The organism is Brooklawnia propionicigenes, assembly GCF_030297015.1.
Classification (GTDB): Bacteria; Actinomycetota; Actinomycetes; order Propionibacteriales; family Propionibacteriaceae; genus Brooklawnia; species Brooklawnia propionicigenes.
The window spans coordinates 2,329,432-2,347,814 of the sequence record NZ_AP028056.1; the positions used below are offsets into that span (position 1 = coordinate 2,329,432).

16 protein-coding genes are annotated in these 18,383 nt (G+C 66.4%); 14 read left to right on the top strand and 2 right to left on the bottom strand.

What is annotated here, in order from left to right; genetic code table 11:
- The first annotated feature begins 580 nt into the window (after positions 1–580).
- Positions 581–1,270, top strand: a complete 690-nt coding sequence (locus tag QUE25_RS10615) for an ABC transporter ATP-binding protein (RefSeq protein ID WP_286268546.1) — start codon at positions 581–583, stop codon at positions 1,268–1,270.
- Positions 1,267–3,027, top strand: a complete 1,761-nt coding sequence (locus QUE25_RS10620) for a DUF6297 family protein (protein WP_286264795.1) — start codon at positions 1,267–1,269, stop codon at positions 3,025–3,027. Before QUE25_RS10615 ends, QUE25_RS10620 begins: the two co-directional genes overlap by 4 nt.
- An 86-nt stretch (positions 3,028–3,113) precedes the next feature.
- Here the strand turns inward: QUE25_RS10620 and QUE25_RS10625 are convergent, their stop codons facing one another.
- Positions 3,114–4,814 (bottom strand): alpha/beta hydrolase, encoded by a 1,701-nt coding sequence (locus tag QUE25_RS10625; protein ID WP_286264797.1) that lies wholly within the window; start codon positions 4,812–4,814, stop codon positions 3,114–3,116.
- A gap of 33 nt (positions 4,815–4,847) precedes the next feature.
- Positions 4,848–6,095, bottom strand: coding sequence for an isochorismate synthase (locus QUE25_RS10630; RefSeq protein ID WP_286264799.1), 1,248 nt, complete (start codon positions 6,093–6,095; stop codon positions 4,848–4,850).
- A gap of 167 nt (positions 6,096–6,262) precedes the next feature.
- Between QUE25_RS10630 and QUE25_RS10635 the strand changes: the two genes are divergently transcribed.
- From QUE25_RS10635 to nuoK, 12 genes are all read left to right on the top strand, one after another.
- Positions 6,263–7,543 carry an NAD(P)/FAD-dependent oxidoreductase gene (locus tag QUE25_RS10635; RefSeq protein WP_286264801.1) on the top strand — a complete coding sequence of 427 codons (1,281 nt, stop codon included), beginning with the start codon at positions 6,263–6,265 and terminating at the stop codon, positions 7,541–7,543.
- An 82-nt stretch (positions 7,544–7,625) separates the two neighbouring features.
- Positions 7,626–7,985, top strand: a complete 360-nt coding sequence (locus QUE25_RS10640; RefSeq protein WP_286264803.1) for an NADH-quinone oxidoreductase subunit A — start codon at positions 7,626–7,628, stop codon at positions 7,983–7,985.
- 18 nt (positions 7,986–8,003) lie between these two features.
- Entirely contained in the window at positions 8,004–8,561 is a 558-nt protein-coding gene (locus tag QUE25_RS10645; RefSeq protein ID WP_286264805.1) for a NuoB/complex I 20 kDa subunit family protein, read from the top strand.
- Positions 8,558–9,388: an NADH-quinone oxidoreductase subunit C gene (locus QUE25_RS10650; protein ID WP_286264807.1), complete on the top strand. Its 831-nt coding sequence runs from the start codon at positions 8,558–8,560 to the stop codon at positions 9,386–9,388. Before QUE25_RS10645 ends, QUE25_RS10650 begins: the two co-directional genes overlap by 4 nt.
- Positions 9,385–10,755, top strand: coding sequence for an NADH-quinone oxidoreductase subunit D (locus tag QUE25_RS10655; protein WP_286264809.1), 1,371 nt, complete (start codon positions 9,385–9,387; stop codon positions 10,753–10,755). The genes QUE25_RS10650 and QUE25_RS10655 overlap by 4 nt, the downstream gene beginning before the upstream one ends.
- A gap of 31 nt (positions 10,756–10,786) precedes the next feature.
- Entirely contained in the window at positions 10,787–11,530 is a 744-nt protein-coding gene (gene nuoE / locus QUE25_RS10660; protein WP_286264811.1) for an NADH-quinone oxidoreductase subunit NuoE, read from the top strand.
- A complete protein-coding gene (gene nuoF / locus QUE25_RS10665) occupies positions 11,527–12,867 on the top strand; it encodes an NADH-quinone oxidoreductase subunit NuoF (protein WP_286264813.1) in 1,341 nt (446 codons plus the stop codon). Before nuoE ends, nuoF begins: the two co-directional genes overlap by 4 nt.
- Complete coding sequence (locus QUE25_RS10670) at positions 12,864–15,281, top strand: NADH-quinone oxidoreductase subunit G (RefSeq protein WP_286264814.1); 2,418 nt, start codon at positions 12,864–12,866, stop codon at positions 15,279–15,281. Before nuoF ends, QUE25_RS10670 begins: the two co-directional genes overlap by 4 nt.
- A complete protein-coding gene (nuoH, locus tag QUE25_RS10675) occupies positions 15,278–16,627 on the top strand; it encodes an NADH-quinone oxidoreductase subunit NuoH (RefSeq protein ID WP_286264816.1) in 1,350 nt (449 codons plus the stop codon). The genes QUE25_RS10670 and nuoH overlap by 4 nt, the downstream gene beginning before the upstream one ends.
- Positions 16,627–17,178, top strand: coding sequence for an NADH-quinone oxidoreductase subunit NuoI (gene nuoI, locus QUE25_RS10680; RefSeq protein WP_286264818.1), 552 nt, complete (start codon positions 16,627–16,629; stop codon positions 17,176–17,178). Before nuoH ends, nuoI begins: the two co-directional genes overlap by 1 nt.
- The gene (locus tag QUE25_RS10685; RefSeq protein WP_286264820.1) at positions 17,175–18,077 is read left to right on the top strand and encodes an NADH-quinone oxidoreductase subunit J; all 903 of its coding nucleotides are present in this window, start codon (positions 17,175–17,177) and stop codon (positions 18,075–18,077) included. Before nuoI ends, QUE25_RS10685 begins: the two co-directional genes overlap by 4 nt.
- Complete coding sequence (gene nuoK, locus QUE25_RS10690; RefSeq protein WP_286264822.1) at positions 18,077–18,376, top strand: NADH-quinone oxidoreductase subunit NuoK; 300 nt, start codon at positions 18,077–18,079, stop codon at positions 18,374–18,376. The genes QUE25_RS10685 and nuoK overlap by 1 nt, the downstream gene beginning before the upstream one ends.
- The last annotated feature ends 7 nt before the right edge of the window (positions 18,377–18,383 follow it).

Here is an 18,383-nt window from a genome sequence, read left to right on the forward strand (position 1 = left end):
CTTATCGAGATCTGCGCGGTTTGGCACCCCACTACATTGCCACAGCCCGCGCCGAAAGTAGCGTGCCGGCCGGTCGCCAATCGGTGCAATGTGCGGCCGGGCTGCTATGCTGATGTCAATCCGCGTGGAGAATCGGGTGAAATTCCCGAGCTGACCCGCAACCGTCATTGGCCGCAAAAGCCGAGAGCCGGACCGAAACGTGGAGAGTAAGAGAACCGTCTCGTCGCGGTAAAGCGAGACTGGGCCAGCCCTCGGGCTCCCCGGACAAGCAATGTCGCACAAGGCTCGGGAACCGAGAGGCATCACGATGCGTAGTCCCACTAGCTCCCTCCGTGCTAGCACGCGGCCTGTTTGTCGATCGCTCCCTTCCGCCTCCAGCACGAATCCACGGTCGCGCTGAGGAGGCTCTTGAGCAGGGCCCGGCACTCCAACGGATGGGTTTCCCTCCCAAAACAACCCATCGTCACCTCGTTGCGAAGCGCCGGGTCCTGCCTTTTCTCTGCCTGGTTCGCCTGCTGCACGCGGCCGGGCCGTCCATGTCGATGACCTGAGGTGAAACCGGTTGGGTCCGAAGGCCACAATGGGAGCCATGGCCAAGCGCGAGACGGTCCTCAAGGTGACCGACCTGATGAAGAAATATGGCGATCATGTGATCGTCGACCGATTCAACCTGACTGTGTACTCGGGTGAGGCTGTGGCATTGACCGGACGCAACGGTTCCGGTAAGTCGACCGTCCTGCGCTGCATCATCGGCGCCGATCGTCCCAGTGAGGGGCGGGTCGAGGCATTTGGACGCAAGGTCAGCGAAACCGACCCGGCATTCCGCCGCGATGTTGCCACCATCGTGGACGACCTGGATTTCTTCCCCGACCTGTCGGTCGTCGAGCATCTCGATCTGCTCGCGCGTGCCCACGGACTGGCCGATCCCGACGCGCTGGTCGACGAGGTGCTCGATGAGGTGCAACTCGTCCCGCAGTCGGCTCAGTTGCCCGGCACGCTGTCCAGTGGCCAGCGGCGCAGGCTCGCCCTGGCGACCGCCCTGGTCCGTCCGCGCAAGCTGCTGGTGATGGACGAACCCGAGCAGCGCCTCGACGTCGAGGGCGTCGCCTGGCTGGGCGCTCGGCTGAAGCATGAGATGAGCAAGGGCCTGGCGATCGTGATGGCCAGCCATGAGCCGACGCTGGTGAACGCGCTGGGGGCGCGGATCGTGCGCCTCGGTGCAGCCGCCGAGGCCAGCGAATCGCAGGTCGAACCGGAGTACGAGTTGTGAGTCGCACCAGCAAACGCAATCGGCGTCAGTCGAAACCCAAGCCCCAGCAGGCCCCCCGCCCCGAACAGGCACAGCCGGAGCCGGCCGCGCCCGAGCCCGTGCTCTACGAGCGTCAGACCGCGTTCGCCGACGTGGAGGACTTCGAGACCGGACTGGCCGACGAGAAGCAGCTTCAGCTGCTGATGAAGGACTGGCGCAAGGGCAGGGCCACCCGGACCATCTGGGACATGATCACCGACGGCTATGTGGTGATCTTCTCGCTGGTCGTCATCATGGCGATGATCGTCAGCGGCATCATGTCGGTTCAGCAATCGGCGGCCGGCTGCAGCACGTCCGGCTGCCTGACGGCGCGCGGTCTGCTGCCCTGGCTGGTTCTTACGCTGGTGGTCGTCGTCGGTGTCAGCGTGTCACGGATCTTCGGGCCGGTCATCGCCTCGGCCGCCGAGGGTTTCTGGCTGCTGGACGCCCCGGTGCGGCGCAGCCGACTGCTCAACCGGCGGCTGTGGGCCGTGGTGATCGGAGCCTGCGCGATCGGTGTGGTGCTGGGTGGTGCGGTCACCATGGTGACCGGACTCAGCTGGACCGCGATCGGCACCTGGGCAGCGGCGATCGGCCTGGCCACCGCCGCGGTGGTCGCTCTGGCGGCCATCGAACAGGCCGCCGAGCGCACCACCGTGCTGGCCGTGCTGCAGGCAGTGATCTCCGTGCTCGCGATGGGCGTGCTGGTCGCCATGATCGCGGTGGCCTCCGATTGGATCAGCCTGCCGATCGATCCGGCGCACACCGAGGAGTTCGGCGTGGGCGTGCTGGCCGTCGCTGGCGTGGCTGCCATCGTCTGCTCGGTGATCGCCCGCCGCAACCTGCACAATGTCCGGCGGACCCGCCTGGTCTCGGGCGGTGACCTGCTGTCGGGCATGCAAGGCGCCATGTTCGCGCTCGACTTCGGGCTGATGCGCGACATCGTGGTGAACCGCCGCTGGCTGGCGAAAGGCCATGTTCATCCGTCGAAGGGACGCTCGTCCGGACGCGCGGCGCTGATCTGGCGTGAGGTCGAGCGGCTGCTGCGCAATCCTCGCGGCGTGGTCGTCCTGCTGGTCAGCGCGGTGGTGCCCTACGCGCTGCTGTCGCTGGGATTGGGGAACCTGACCCCGGCGGTTTCGGCGATCGTGCTGATGTTCGTGATGGTGCCATTCTTCGACTCGTTGCGGGTGCTGAGCCGCACCCGGGGCCTGGCGCGAGCCTTCCCGATGTCCACTTCCCAGCTGAACGGTTCGCTGACGGTGGTGCCGGCCGTTCTGGCGCTGCTGTGGGCGATCGCCGCCGGACCCGCATTCGTGCTGATCGGGCCGGACGCCCCGACCCCCGCAGGGCTCGGCAACGGCCTGATGAAGGGTCTGATCACGGCGGTGGCCGGGTACATCGCGGCGATGCGCTGGGTGACGGCCAAGTCGGCCGACTACTCGTCCCCGATGGTGGCCACCGGCTTCGGTGCGCTGCCGCCCGGGCTGATGTTCAACCTGGTGCGTGGCTTCGACGTCATCGCCCTGATCACCCTGCCGGTGCTGTTCGGCTGGAGCCCGATGATCTCGATCGTGATCGCGATCATCTGTTACATGGTGTTGCGCTCCGGCGGTATCAATACCCAGGACCTGATGGAGCAGAACGAGGAGGCGCAGCGCCAGCTGGCCGCCGCCAAGAAGGGCGGCGGTGTCTCCGGGCAGCGGGAGAAGATCACCTACACCCGCAGCAAGCGCTGACCCGCGAGCGGTATCGATGGATCGCCCTGGGGCGCCCGGGGTGATCTGCGGGCAGGCCTCAGCGGGGCACCAGGAATGAGCCAGCCTCAGCGGGGCACCAGGGAAGCGTTGATCGCCTGCGCGATCGCCGCCAGTTCGGCGTCCGAGGCCGGTTGGCCGAGCACGGCGTTCCAGACCGGGATCAGCTCGCTCTGGTACTGGTGTCCCTGACCTGCCTGCGGTGTGAGGGCGTCCGGCATGTCGAGGGTGATCTGCCAGAACGTCACCCACGGCATCCAGGTCATCGTGGCCCCCGACTGGTTGCTGGTCTGTTCCCGCATCCAGTCCGGCTCGCGCCACAGCAGATCCGCCGACCACCAGACCACCGGATCCGACGCATTCTGCAGGTACACGACCCGGGGATGCTGCTGCCATGGTTCGTACAGGCCGCCGAAATGGTCGTGCTCCAACTCGGCCACGTTGGTGGCGAATCGGATACTGCGCCCGTTGTCGATCACCGGGGCGACCTCCGGGGAGCCGATCCGGCGGGCCGCGGTCAGCTGTGCCCACAGCGGAGTGAAGCGCGGAGTGCCCGCCCAGACCGCGCCGTAGGCCTCGTCCAGCAGTTCGCCGGGCGAGTCGAAGGCGGCCTGGCTGCCGAAGGCGCCCATCGATTCCCCGCTGACCAGCAGCTTCGGACGATGATCGGCCGGCAGTTGCAGCCAGCGCTGGTAGATGGCCTGCCACAGGTCCCGGCCGGCCTCTGCGGCGCTGCTGCGGTCGATGACGTAGGCCACGCCGCTGGGCAGGAACGAATACTGCATGCTGGCCGAGGCGACATCGCCACGGGTCAGGTACTCGACCGACGCCAGCGTGTACTCCTCGGTCCAGCCGTTGCTGACGGCGGTCGCGACCATGAGATAGGAACGCTGCCACGCGTTGGTGCGGTCGAGTTCGGCGACCACGGCCTGGGCGGTCGCCTCGATATCGCGTCCCGCACTCAGCCCCGCGTATGCCCGGATCGGTTCCATGGCCGGCTCGCCGGTGACGCGGGCGATGTCCGCCGCGCGAGGGCCGTCAGCGACTACGGCCCGGCCTTGGCGTCCCAGGGACTCCCAGGACTCGTTCGAGGCTGCACTGCCCGAACGCTCCGGTTCGACAGGTGGCTGGCGCCCGGACCCGGTGATGCCGTTGCTGGCCGCGGCAGCCTTGGTGATCTCGTCCAGCAGCGGCAAGATGACAGCGCCGCGGGCGAGCAGAACCACGATCAGGGTGACGGTGCTGACCGTGGTGAGTAGAGCCAGCCAGCCGGGCAGCACGAGGCGCAGGCGATGCCCGATCAGGTGAGCGATCCACAGCGTGGTGCGGCCGGCGCCCAGCAGCAGCGCGAAGATGACGATGCCCAGCAACAGCCCGAGCGACTGTCCTCGCCAGCCGGCCGAGGAGACTCCGACGCTGGTAGCCAGCCCCTGCTGGCGTTGCACATTGGCCCACCATGAGACGGCGGTGAGCACCACCAGCGCACCGAACCAGCCGCGACGCAACCACCGCTTCCAACCGGGGCTGATGCTGACGGTGAGCTTGGACGCCCGGCTGAGCGCCACCCAGCCGGCTTGGACGAGCGTGCCGACCGCGTAGCCCACGATCGCCGACAATCCGACGGTGATACCGGTGGCCCACCAGTTGCGGGGCAGCAGGCTGGGCGACAGCGCCACCCAGCTCATGGCCAACGCCAGGGTGGCTCCGGTGCCGGTGAGCGTCCAGACTGCGGGCCCGTCGCTGGGACGGCGCGTTCGGGTCGCTGGCACGGCACCAAGCGTAGGACGCTCAGCTGGAGGCGATCACAGTGTTTCGCGCAAGGCGGCTTTCATCGGCGAGAACTTGGCGTCGGTCTCGACCAGTTCGGCGTGCGGGTCGGACGCGGCCATGATCCCTCCGCCTGCGTACAACCGCATCCGGGTGGCGTCGGTGGCGTCGATCTGACCGCAGCGCAGCGCGACCGCCCACTCGCCGTCGCCCTGGGCGTCCATCCAGCCCACGGGCCCGGCGAACCGTCCACGGTCCAACTGCTCGTAGTGGGCGATCAGCTGCCGGGCCACATCGGTCGGTGCACCACAGACCGCGGCCGACGGATGGGCGGCGTCGGCCAGCGCCAGCGTGCTCAGCCCGGGCTCCGAGATGCCGCAGATGTCGGTGGCCAGATGCAGCACATTCGGCAGCGTCAACACATAGGGTGCCTCGGGCACATGCATGGCCAGCAGATGCCCGCGCAGGGACTCGATCACCGAGTTCACCGCGAAGCGGTGTTCCTCCAGATCCTTCGCGGACGAGACCAGCTGGGCGGCCCGCTGGGCGTCGTCCACTCCCTCGACCCGGGGAACGGTGCCGGCCAGCACCCGCGAGGTGGTCAGGCCGCGTTCACGGCGCACCAGCATCTCGGGGGTCGACCCGACCAGCCCGTCGATCAGGTAATTCCAGCAGGAACCGTAGCTGGCCAGCAGCTGGCGCAGCGGCCAGCGGGGGTCTATCGGGCCGTCGGTGCGCGCCTCGATGTCGCGGGCCAGCACGACCTTGCTCGCCTGGCCGGCGCGGATGCGCAGGGTCATGTCGCGGACCACGCCCATCCACTCGCTCTCGGTGATGCTTCCGGAGCTGAACCGCAACCCGGTGGGTGGGCTGGGCTTCGAGTGGCAGGGCGGCAACTCGGGGCTCACCCGGTCGTATCCGATTTGGGTCAGCCAGGAGTGGCCCCGGTGCCGGCCGATGATGATCTCCGGGACGATCAGCACCGAGGAGTACTCGGTGTGGCCAGGATCGAAACAGAAGGTGCCGTAGGTCAGCGGACCGGTGCCGAAGCGCCCCGGCATCTCCGACTCGTTCTCGATCTCGGACACCATCTGGCGCCACCAGGCGTCCGCCTCGGTCATCGACGTGCTTTCGTGGCGCGCGACTTCGCCCAGGGCGACGAAGCCGTCGGAGCCCCGCAGGAAGCAGGCGTCTTCGGCGCAGAGGAAGTCGGTGAGCGGGCCAGGGTCGTCGATCCAGATAGTGGAGGCATGCAGACGAGATGACCCCGGGTTGATGATCACCTGCACGACAGTACCTGATGACAGCGACCGGGCCCGGGGGGCGCGACCTCGTTAGGGCTGGGCGATGCCCGCGGGCTAGACTTCCCCGAGTGGATCACAGGTCGAGGAGGTGTGTTATGCCGGAAGCTTCCCGTGCCTCGAGTATCGCTGGGCCACGAGCGTCGGCGATGACGTTTGCCGATCCACAAGCCACCCAGGACGCCGATGTGGTCGTGGTCGGCGCCGGACCCGGCGGTTCATCGGCGGCGACGTTCCTGGCCCGTCAGGGTCTCGATGTTCTGCTCTTGGAGAAATCCGAGTTCCCCCGTGAGAAGGTGTGCGGCGACGGGCTGACCCCGCGCACCGTGCGGATGCTGGGCAGGCTGGGCATCGACACCAGCCCGTCGTCGGGATGGGTTCGCAACAAGGGGCTGCGCATCCACGGCGGACGAACCGAGCCGTTCACGATGGCCTGGCCCGAGCTGACGGCATTTCCTGATTTCGGCCTGGTCTGTCCGCGTTCGGTCTTCGACGACCTGCTGGCCGGCACGGCCGTGCAGGCCGGTGCGCGGCTGCACACCGGCGTGCGGGTGAGCGCCCCGATCGTCGACGACCGCAGCGGCCGCGTGGTCGGCGTCACCGATGCGCGCGGCCGCGAGTACCGGGCGCCCATCGTGGTCGCCTGCGACGGTGTCTCGTCCAGGCTGGCCGAGGCGACCGGGCGCACCAGGCTGGCCAAGCGGCCGCTCGGAGTGGCGGTACGCAGTTACTACACCAGCCCGAAATCCGACATGGAGTGGATCGAGAGCTACCTCGAGCTTTGGGACGGCAAGCCCGGCGAGTCGAACCTACTGCCGGGCTACGGCTGGGTCTTCGGCTTGGGTGACGGCTCGGCCAACGTGGGGCTGGGCATGCTCGATTCGAGCAAGGCCTTCGGCAAGACCGACTACCGCCAGCTGATGCGCACCTGGCTCGACAACACTCCCGAGGAGTGGGGTTTCCGCGAAGCCAACCGGCTCGAACCGATCCGCGGCGCCGCGCTGCCGATGGCGATCAACCGGGCCCCGCTGTACCGCGACGGCCTGATGCTGGTCGGCGACTCCGCCGGCATGGTCAATCCGTTCAACGGCGAGGGCATCTCGTATGCGATGGAGTCGGCCGAGATGGCCGCCCGTGCCATCGTGGACGCCCGGGCACGCGGCTTCGGCAGCCCGGGCGCCGAACTGGCCTTCCAGTCCTACCCGAACCAGGTGAAGCAGGCCTGGGGAGGCTACTACCGGCTCGGCACGGTCTTCGTCCAGTTGATCGGGCGGCCCGAGATCATGCACCTGTGCGTCACGTATGGACTCCCGCGTAAGCACCTGATGTACCTGGTGCATAAACTGTTGGCGCACCTCACCGATGAGCCACCGGCTGATTTAAGTGATCGTCTTATTGCATTAATGTCCAGGGTGGCGCCTTCGACATGACGATCACGACGTGATAGGACAGAATGGTCCTTGATCGCCACCCATTGTTGATCGCGAAAAAGTAGAGAAGGGCGGAGCAGACATGAACCCCTATATTCCCATTGCCGGGATGGTGGTTCTGGCTACGGTATTCGTGCTGGCAGCGATCCCGCTGAGCACGGTAATCGGGCCCGCGCGATACAACCGCACCAAGTACGACTCCTTCGAGTGTGGGCTTCAGGCGACGCCTCAGCCCACAAATGGCGGTCGCTTCTCGGTGAAGTATTACGTAACAGCAATGTTGTTTATTATGTTCGACATCGAGATCGTATTCCTTTACCCCTGGGCGGTGGCCTTCGGTGCGCTGGACACGCTCGCCGTCGCCGCCATGATCTTGTTCATCGTCACCGTCGTCGTTGCCTACTACTACGACCTGCGTCGTGGTGGCCTGGACTGGGACTGAATCGGAAGGGGAGTACTCATGGGTATCGAAGACCACGTACCTTCGGGTGTCCTGCTGACCACCGTCGAAGCGATCGCAGGCTGGACGCGCAAGGCGTCGTTCTGGCCACTCACGATGGGCCTGGCCTGCTGCGCCATCGAAATGATGCAATACGGCGGCCCGCGTCACGATGCCGGACGATGGGGTCAAGAGGTCTTCCGCGCCTCACCCCGCCAGGCGGATCTGATGATCGTCTCCGGACGCGTCAGCCAGAAGATGGCGCCGGTCGTCCGCCAGCTGTGGGACCAGATGCCCAACCCGAAGTGGTGCATCTCGATGGGCGTGTGCGCGAGCACCGGCGGCATGTTCAACAACTACGCGATCATTCAGGGCGTCGATCACATCGTCCCGGTCGACATGTACGTGCCGGGTTGTCCGCCGCGTCCCGACATGTTGATCGATGCAGTCTTCAAGCTGCGTGAGAAAGAACTGCAGTGGGGCCCGATCGGTGCCGATCGCGACAAGGCGATCTCCGAGAAGGAGGCTGCTGCTCTCGAGGCTCCGGCGCTGCTTGAGCAGAAGGGGCTCATGCGATGAGCGAGAAGAACTCCGAAGGCAGGGATCCGAAGGTGGTCGGTACGGCAGACAACCCGGTCGCCGGTCCCGAAGAAGTGACCAAGGGCCAACTGATCGCCGAGGGGACCGGCTCGGCCAGCGAATTGGCGAGCGGGCCGCACGCGCATCTGGACCGGGTGCTGGTGCCCCAGGCCCCGACCGAAGGCCCCGTGGTCACGGTCCGCAAGGGCATGTGGGGTCCCGGCCACGGATCCGGCGACACCAGCGGCTTCTCGGGCATGACCCGCATCATCGAGATGCCGGGCACCGCCACCCCGCCGTTCGGCGGCTGGTTCGATGATGTCGCCGACCGGGTGGCCGAGCTGGTGCCGCACTTCGCGTCCCGGGTGATGATCTGGCGCGGCGAGATCACCTTCGTCGTGCTGCGGGAGAAGCTGCTCGAGGTGGTCAAGGCGTTGCGCGATGATCCCGCGCTGCGTTTCGAGGTCTGCATGAGCGTTTCCGGTGTGCACTACCCGGAGATGACCGGCAGCGAGTTGCACGCGGTCTACGACCTCCTCAGCTACACCCACAACCGCCGCATCAGGCTGGAGGTCACCTGCCCCGATGGTGACGCTCATATTCCCAGCGTCGTCCCGGTGTACCCGATGGCGAACTTTCACGAGCGCGAGACCTGGGACATGTTCGGCATCATCTTCGATGGCCATCCGGCGCTGACCCGTATCCTGATGCCCGACGACTGGGTCGGTCATCCGCAACGCAAGGACTACCCCTTGGGCGGCATTCCGGTCGAGTACAAGGGAGCGGTCGTGCCGCCCCCGGACGAGCGCAGGAGCTACCAGGCATGAGCGAACAGACGAAGCGGAGTGCGGGCGTTCCCGGCTCGGAGGACGTTTTCGCGGTACCGGGCGAGCCGATCGCCGATCAGGCCTACTTGTCCTCGGGTGCCGACTGGGACCAGATCATCGAATCCCAGCGCGAACGCGCCGACGAGATCATCGTGGTCAATCTCGGCCCGCAGCACCCCTCGACCCACGGCGTGATGCGTCTGGTGCTCGAGATGGACGGCGAGAACGTGATGAGCTGTCGTCCGGGCATCGGATTCTTGCATACCGGCATCGAGAAGAACTCCGAGTACCGCACCTGGACGCAGGGCTCGACCTTCTTCACCCGGATGAACTACGTAGGCGGCATTCATAATGAGGCCGCCTATTCGTTGGCCGTGGACAAGCTGCTCGACATCACCGATGACATCCCGCGGCGCGGCAACCAGCTGCGGGTGCTCGCGATGGAGACCAACCGCATCGCCTCGCACCTGACCGCGGTGGGCGCCAACTGCCTCGAACTGGGCGCCACCTCACCTCAGGAGGTCGGCCTGCGCGAGCGGGAACGCATCCTCGAGTTCACCGAGGCGCTGACCGGTCTGCGCATGAACAACGCCTACATTCGGCCGGGCGGCGTCCAGAACGACATGCCGGACGACGGCATCGACCTGCTGGACGAGTTGATCAAGCAGCTGAGGATCAACGTCCCCGAGATCGCGCTGTTCATGCTCGACAACCCGATCTTCAAGGCCCGCACTCAGCACATCGGCGTGCTGGATCTGAGCACCTGCATGATGCTCGGCATGACCGGCCCGGTGCTGCGGTCGACCGGCTACCCCTGGGATCTGCGCAAGACCCAGCCGTATCTGGGCTACGACCACTACGACTTCGATGTCTGCACCGAGACCAGCTGCGATGCCTATGGACGCTTCAAGATCCGCTGCGACGAGATGATGCAGTCGCTGCGCATCCTCGAGCAGGTGCGCGACGAGCTGGTCGAAAGCCAGGGCGAGCCCTTCCGGGTACAGGATCCCGACCTCGAATGGCCGAGCGATCTGACGGTGGGCGCCGATGGCCAGGGCAACTCGAACGAGCACATCAAGCACATCATGGGTGAGTCCATGGAAGCGCTGATCCACCACTTCAAGAAGGTGACCGAAGGCTTCAAGGTGCCGGCGGGCCAGGTCTACGTGGCCATCGAAGGCCCCGCCGGTGAGCTGGGCGCTCATCTGGTCTCCGACGGAGGTACCCGGCCGTACCGGGCACATATGCGCGACCCAGGCTTCAACCACGTTCAAGCCCTGCCGATCATGTCCGAAGGTGCGATGCTGTCCGACCTGCTGATGGCGCTGGCCAGCATCGACCCGGTCATGGGAGGCGTCGACCGATGACGGATATCTTGCTGACAAGGAGTGAGACTCGATGAGCGGGCATGAGTTCGTCGCGGCATTCGACGATGCCTCCGGTATTGACGTGCATGACGACCGCACCAATATCGGCGAAGACACGATCGCGGAGTTGCGCCAGATCATGGCGCGCTATCCCGAACCGCGCTCGGCGCTGCTGCCGATGCTGCATCTGGTGCAGTCCGTCGACGGACGTGTCACCGATGCCGGCGTGCAGATCTGCGCCGACCTGCTGGGCATCTCCACCGCCCAGGTCAACGGCGTGGCCACCTTCTACACCATGTACAAGCGGCGTCCTGCCGGCCATCACCACATCGGGGTGTGCACCACGACGGTCTGCGCGGTCATGGGCGGCGACATCCTGCTGGATCAGATGAAGGAACGGCTGGGCATCGACGAGGGCGAGACCACCGAGGACGGCATGTTCAGCCTGGAGCGCCTCGAGTGCAACGCGGCCTGCGACTTCGCCCCGGTGATGATGGTCAACTGGGAGTTCATGGATTCCATGACCCCCGAGAAGGCCGCCGCCCTGATCGACAACCTGGAGGCCGGACGCGAGGTCCGCTCCACCCGCGGAGCGCACATCACCAGCTGGGCCGAGGCCGAACGCGTGCTCGCGGGATTCCCGGACGGGCTGGCCGACGAAGGTCCCACCGCGGGCCCGGCGTCGCTGGCAGGTCTGAACATCGCCCGCGAGAAGGGCTGGGTTTCGCCGGTTCCTCCCACTTCTGCTGCTCTCGATGGAGGTGCGTCCGAGTGAGCGTTGACGTCCTGACCCCGACTCTGACCGATAACTGGGATCAGCCCGAGGCATGGAAGATCGCCAACTACGTCGCCCAGGGCGGCTACCAGGCCGCGCGCAAGGCGGTCGGCATGGATCCGGATGCGATCATCACCTTGGTCAAGGATTCCGGACTGCGCGGTCGTGGCGGCGCCGGCTTCCCGACCGGCGTGAAGTGGAGCTTCATCCCGCAGACCAACCCGAAGCCCAAGTACCTGGTCATCAACTGCGATGAGTCCGAGCCGGGCACCTGCAAAGACATGCCGATGCTAATGGCGACCCCGCACACGCTGGTCGAGGGCGTCATCATCAGCTCGTACGCGGTGCGCGCCCATCACGCCTTCATCTACGTGCGCGGTGAGGTGCTGCATGTGATCCGCCGGCTGCAGCAGGCCGTCGCGGACGCCTACCAGGCCGGCTACCTGGGCAAGGGCATCTTCGGCACCGAGTACGACCTCGACATCGTCGTCCATGCCGGTGCCGGCGCCTACATCTGTGGTGAGGAAACCGCGCTGCTCGATTCCCTCGAGGGACGCCGGGGCCAGCCCAGGCTTCGCCCGCCGTTCCCGGCGGTCGCCGGCCTGTACGCATCGCCGACCGTGGTCAACAACGCCGAGTCCATCGCCTCGGTGCCGGCCATCGTGGCCCGTGGGGCCGACTGGTACAAGCTGATGGGCACCGAGAAGTCGGCGGGTTCGACGATCTACTCGGTCTCGGGTCATGTCAAGCGCCCCGGACAGTACGAGGCGCCGCTGGGCACCACCTACCGGACGCTGCTCGACCTGGCCGGCGGCATCCGCGACGGTCACCAGCTGAAGTTCTTCACACCGGGTGGCTCGTCCACCCCGATCCTGACCCCCGACCAACTTGACGTGCACCTCGACTACGAGGGCGTCGCGGCGGCCGGCTCGATCCTGGGCACCAAGGCGCTGCAGACCTTCGACGAGACGGTCTCGGTGGTACGCACGACATTGCGGTGGACCGAGTTCTACAAGCACGAGTCCTGCGGCAAGTGCACGCCATGTCGAGAGGGCAGCTGGTGGCTGGTGCAGACCCTGCACAATCTCGAGCAGGGCAAGGGCCACGAGGGCGACATCGAGAAGATCCTCGACCTGTGCGACAACGTCACGATGAAGAGCTTCTGTACCCTGGCCGACGGCTTCGTGGCCAACATCACCAGCTCCATCAAGTATTTCCGGGACGAGTTCGAGGCCGGATACCACACCCCGGCCTGGGAACTGTTCCCCTACGAGAAGAGCGTCTACTTCCCGTACGAACGCGAGAGGATCGCTGTCAGTGAGGGGGCAGACCAGTGAGCACCGACGTCAAGAAGCCTGACGGCGAGGTGGCCAAGGCCGACCTGGTGACCGCCACCATCGACGGCATCCAGGTCAGCGTGCCGAAGGGCACCCTGGTCATCCGGGCTGCCGAGCGGCTGGGCATCGACATCCCGCGGTTCTGCGATCACGAACTGCTCGATCCGGTCGCCGCCTGCCGGCAGTGCCTGGTCGAGGTGCCCGACGGAGGCAATGGGCGTCCGATGAAGCCGCAGCCTGCCTGTGCGCTGACCGTGATGCCGAACATGGTCGTCGAGACCGCCGCCACCAACGAGAAGGTCGCCAAACACCAGCAGGGCATGCTGGAGTTCCTGCTGATCAACCACCCGCTGGACTGCCCGATCTGCGACAAGGGCGGCGAATGCCCCCTGCAGAACCAGACGATGAGTCATGGTCCGGGCGAATCGCGGTTCGAGGGCCTCAAGCGCACCTACCCGAAGCCGGTGAACATCTCGGCGCAGATCCTCATCGACCGGGAGCGCTGCGTGCTGTGCCAACGCTGCACGCGCTTCGGTGAACAGATCAGCGGCGACGACTTCATCTCGCTGTCGGAGCGGGGCGCGCTGAGCCAGATCAACATCTACGCGAGTCATCCCTACGAGAGCTACTTCTCGGGCAATATCGTCCAGATCTGCCCGGTCGGTGCCCTGACCAGCGTCGACTACCGCTTCCAGGCTCGCCCGTTCGACCTGGTCAGCACCACGACGACGTGTGAGCACTGCGCCAGCGGCTGCCAGTTGCGCACCGATCACCGGCACTTCCAGGTGAAGCGGCGACTGGCCGGCGACGACCCCGAAGTCAACGAGCAGTGGAACTGCGACAAGGGCCGTTTCGGCTTCTACTACGGACGACAGGCCGACCGGCTGAGCTATCCGCTGGTACGCCGCGACGGTGAACTGGTACCCGCCAGCTGGCCGGAGGCCATCGACGCGGCAGTCGCCGGCCTGAAAGCCGCCGGAGCCTCGTCCGGTGTGCTCACCGGCGGCCGGTTGACCTTGGAGAACGCATTCGCCTATTCGAAGTTCGCACGCGCGGTACTCGGCACCAACTCGATCGACTTCCGGACGCGCCCCTACGGCGCCGACGAGGCCGGCTTCCTGGCCGCCGAGGTCACCAGCCGCGAGATCGACGTCACCTTCACCGACCTGGAGAACGCTGCCAAGGTCGTGCTGGTCGGCTTCGAGCCGGAGGAGGAATCCTCGGCGGTCTTCCTGCGGCTGCGCAAGGGCAACCGCAAGAACGGCACGCGGATCCTCGCGGTCGCGCCATTCCTGACCAACGGATCACGGAAGCTGGGTGCCGTTCTGGTTCCCACGGCGCCCGGCGACGAAGTGCAGGCACTCGACTCGATCGCTGCCGAACTCGACGAAGGCACCATCGTGCTGGTGGGGGAGCGGGCGGGACTGGTTCCCGGGCTGCTGCCGAAGGTCCGCGAGTACGCCGCCAAGGGCCTGCGCTGGGCGTGGATTCCGCGCCGGGCCGGCGAATTGGCCGCCCTGGAAGCCGGTTGCCTGCCGCAGCTGCTGCCGGGTGGACGCCCCGCCTCCGATGCGTCGGCGCGCGTCGACCTGCAGGCTGCCTGGGGTATCGACCATCTGCCCGATACCGCTGGCCTGGACGCCGAGCAGATGCTCGCGGCGGCTGCCGCGGGTTCGCTGAAGGCCCTGGTGACCGCGGCTGTCGATCTGGCCGACATGGCCGATCCCGAAGCCGCCTACGCCGCCTTGGCAAGCGATGATGTCTTCGTCGTCAGCCTCGAACAGCGGCGCAGCGCGGTGACCGAGGTGGCCGACGTGGTCTTCCCGGTCGCGCTGCTCGAAGAACAGCTCGGCACCTTCATCAACTGGGAGCACCGGCTTCGTCCGGTGAACATCATCAACACCGACGCGCCATCGGTGATGACCGACGTGCGGGTGCTGGCGGCACTTGCCGATGCGCTCGGATCCGACCTGGGCATGCGCACGCCGCCGCAGGCGCAGGCCGCCTACTACGAGATCACCGACTGGGAGGGCGCCAAGCCCGGCTTCACCGCCGCGGCCGGCGCACCGGCCCAGGCCGGCGGCGAGGGCCTGAAGCTGGCCAGCTGGCATCAGGCGATCGATGACTCCCGCTGCCTCGACGGTGCCGAAACCCTGCGGCTCACCGCCCCGGCCCCGCTGGCACGGATTTCGCCGGCCACCGCGGCCGCGCTGGGAGTGCGCGACGGCGAGCCGGTGACGATCGGCACCGACAGCGGCGAGGTCGTGCTACCGGCGGCGGTCACCGCCTCGATGGTGGACGACGTGGTCTGGGCGCCGACCAACTCGGGCGTCGAATTGTTCCGTACGCTGCATGCCCGCCCGGGTGACCGGGTCCGGCTGGCGGTAGTCAAGACCGCAGGAGGTGCGGCATGACCAGCATGGAAACGGTCTTCCTCAACGATCCCTGGTGGCTCATCCTGATCAAGGTGGTGGGCGTCTTCGTCCTGCTGCTGACCTGGACCATCTTCAACGTGTGGTTCGAGCGCCGGGTACTCGGCAAGATGCAGAACCGCAAGGGCCCGATCATGAACGGCCCCCTCGGCCTGGGCCAGGCGCTCGGCGACGGCGTGAAGCTGCTCTTCAAGGAGGACTTCCGCCCGGCCCGCACCGACGCGCTGGTGTTCAACATCGCACCGATGCTGACCGCGGTCGCCGCATTCGCCTCCTGGTCGGTCATCCCGCTGGGCGGCCCGGTGCGGATGTTCGGGATCGAGACCCGGCTGCAGCTGACCGATCTGCCGGTGGCAGCCCTGCTGGTCATGGCCATCGCCGGCGTGGGCTTCTACGGCTTCGTGCTGGCCGGCTGGTCGTCCAACGGCACCTATTCGCTGCTCGGCTCGATGCGCGCCACCGCGCAGGTGATCAGCTACGAGATCGCGATGGGTCTCTCCCTGGTCGCCGTCTTCATGTACGCGGGGACGATGTCGACCAGCCAGATCGTCGCGGCTCAGGCGGAGCCGATCAATCTGTTCGGCGCCACGATCGCGTTGCCGAGCTGGTACGGCCTGCTGCTGTTGCCGAGTTTCGTCATCTACTACGTTTCGATGTTCGGCGAGACCAACCGTCAGCCGTTCGACATGCCCGAATGCGAATCGGAACTGGTTTCGGGACACATCACCGACTACTCCGGCTTCCGTTACGCGCTCTACTTCCTCGCCGAGTACATCAACGTCGCGACCGTTTCGGCGGTGTCGGTGACGCTGTTCCTCGGCGGTTTCCACGCACCGTGGCCGTTGAACGGCACCTTCTTGGATCAGGGCTGGTGGACGCTGCTGTGGTTCGTCCTCAAGGTGCAGATCATGATCTTCACCGTCGCGTGGGTGCGGGCAGCGGTTCCTCGCGTGCGCTACGACCAGATGATGAAGCTCGGCTGGAAGGTGCTGATTCCGGCGAACCTGGCGTGGATCGTGCTGCTCGCCCTGGTGCGCGGCGCATCGGTGCACGGCTGGTGGGCCGACCCGATCTTCATCGGCATCCTGATCGTCTTCCTGGCGGCGGTGGTGGCGGCGATCTGGTTCAGCGGTCCCGAACCGCAACCCGAAGCCGAGCCGATCGACCTGGACGCCGAGTTCGACGCCTTCGCCGGGGGCTATCCGGTACCGCCGATGCCCGGCCAGAAGCTGATCACCGCGGTGGTGGCAGAAGGTACCGCCGAGCCGGCAGGGGCGACGGCCTCGTCCGCCCGGCGCGCGGCGACATCGAATGGAGCTGAACTGTAATGGGCGCCTGGTCAGGATTCGGCATCACCTTCAGGACGATGTTCCGCAAGACCTTCACGCAGGGTTACCCGCAAAAAGGTGAGGAGAAGATCACCGCTCCGCGCTACCACGGCCGTCACCAGCTGAACCGCTGGCCCGACGGACTGGAGAAGTGCGTGGGTTGTGAGCTCTGCGCCTGGGCGTGCCCGGCCGACGCCATCTACGTCGAAGGCGCCGACAACACCGAGGAGGAGCGCTACTCGCCCGGTGAGCGCTACGGCAAGGTGTACCAGATCAACTATCTGCGCTGCATCCTGTGCGGCTACTGCATCGAGGCCTGCCCGACGCGCGCGCTCACCATGACCAACGATTTCAAGTTCTCGAACCGGACTCGCGAGCTGATGATCTACGAGAAGGATCAGTTGCTGGCGCCTCTGCTGCCTGGCATGGAGGAGCCACCACACCCGCGCAGGCTCGGCGCTGACGAAAAGGACTACTTCCTGGGGCTTCCGCCCACCGGCCAGCCCGACACCCGGACCGGCCAGCCCGCAGCCAAGGAGGCTGAGAAGTGATTCCGCTCATAACCGGGCAGGTGGTGGCGTTCTGGATCTTCGCGCCCCTGTCCATCGCTGGGGCCCTGGGCATGGTGATCGCCCGCAAGCCCGTGCACTCGGCGATCAGCCTGGCAGGCATGATGGTGGCGCTGGGCTGCCTGTACGCCTCGCTGGACGCGCCCTTCCTGTTCGTCGCGCAGATCATCGTCTACACCGGCGCCATCATGATGCTCTTCTTGTTCACCATGATGATCGTCGGCGTTGACACGACCGACTCCCTGATCGAGACGCTGCGCGGCCAGCGGGTCGCCGCAGCGATCTTCGTCTTCGCTTTCGCGGCGTTCATCATCGTGGTGGCCGGCAACGGCATCGTCACCGGTGCCGGTGGCCTGGAGACGGCGAATGCCGGGGGCAACGTCGAAGGCATCGCGAAGATCATCTTCGGCACCTACGTCTTCGCCTTCGAGTTGACCGCCGCCCTGCTGATGGTCGCCGCGCTGGCAGCCATCGTCCTGGCACACGGTGAGTCGCTGCGCAAGCGTGAGACCCAGGCCGAACGGGCCCGCCGCAAGACTCTGGAGTTCGCCGAGACCGGGAAGGATCCTGGTCCGCTGCCCGGCCCCGGTGTCTACGCCCGGCACAACTCGATCGAGTACCCGGCGTTGCTGCCGGACGGGTCGATCGCCGAGAAGTCGGTCTCGCCGACGCTGGCCATCCGCGGAGTCGCGGTCGTCGAGAACGACGGTCTGCGTGCCGCGCATCGAGCAGCGATCACCGAGTTCGTCGAGGTTCAAGACGAGAACACCGGCAGCGATGAGGCGCCGAAGGTCGCCGAAGAGCTCGCCGATCCGGGTTCTGTGGAGCGCACCGCCATCGAGACGACCGATGGCGATCCTGACACCCCCAAGGAGCAGTGATGAGCCCGAACGCCTACGTTGTGCTGTCGGCGATCCTCTTCTCGATCGGGCTGCTCGGCTTCCTGATCCGCCGCAATGTCCTGATCGCTTTCATGTCGGTGGAGCTGATGCTGAACTCCGCCAACCTCGCGATGGTTGCTTTCAGCTATGCCAACGGCACTCTGCTGGGCCAGGTCGGCGCCTTCTTCGTGATGGTCGTCGCCGCCTGTGAAGTCGTAATCGGATTGGCCATCATCATGATCATCTTTAAGACCCGCCGCTCGGCCTCGGTCGACGACCAGAACCAGCTGAAGCACTGAGGGGGCT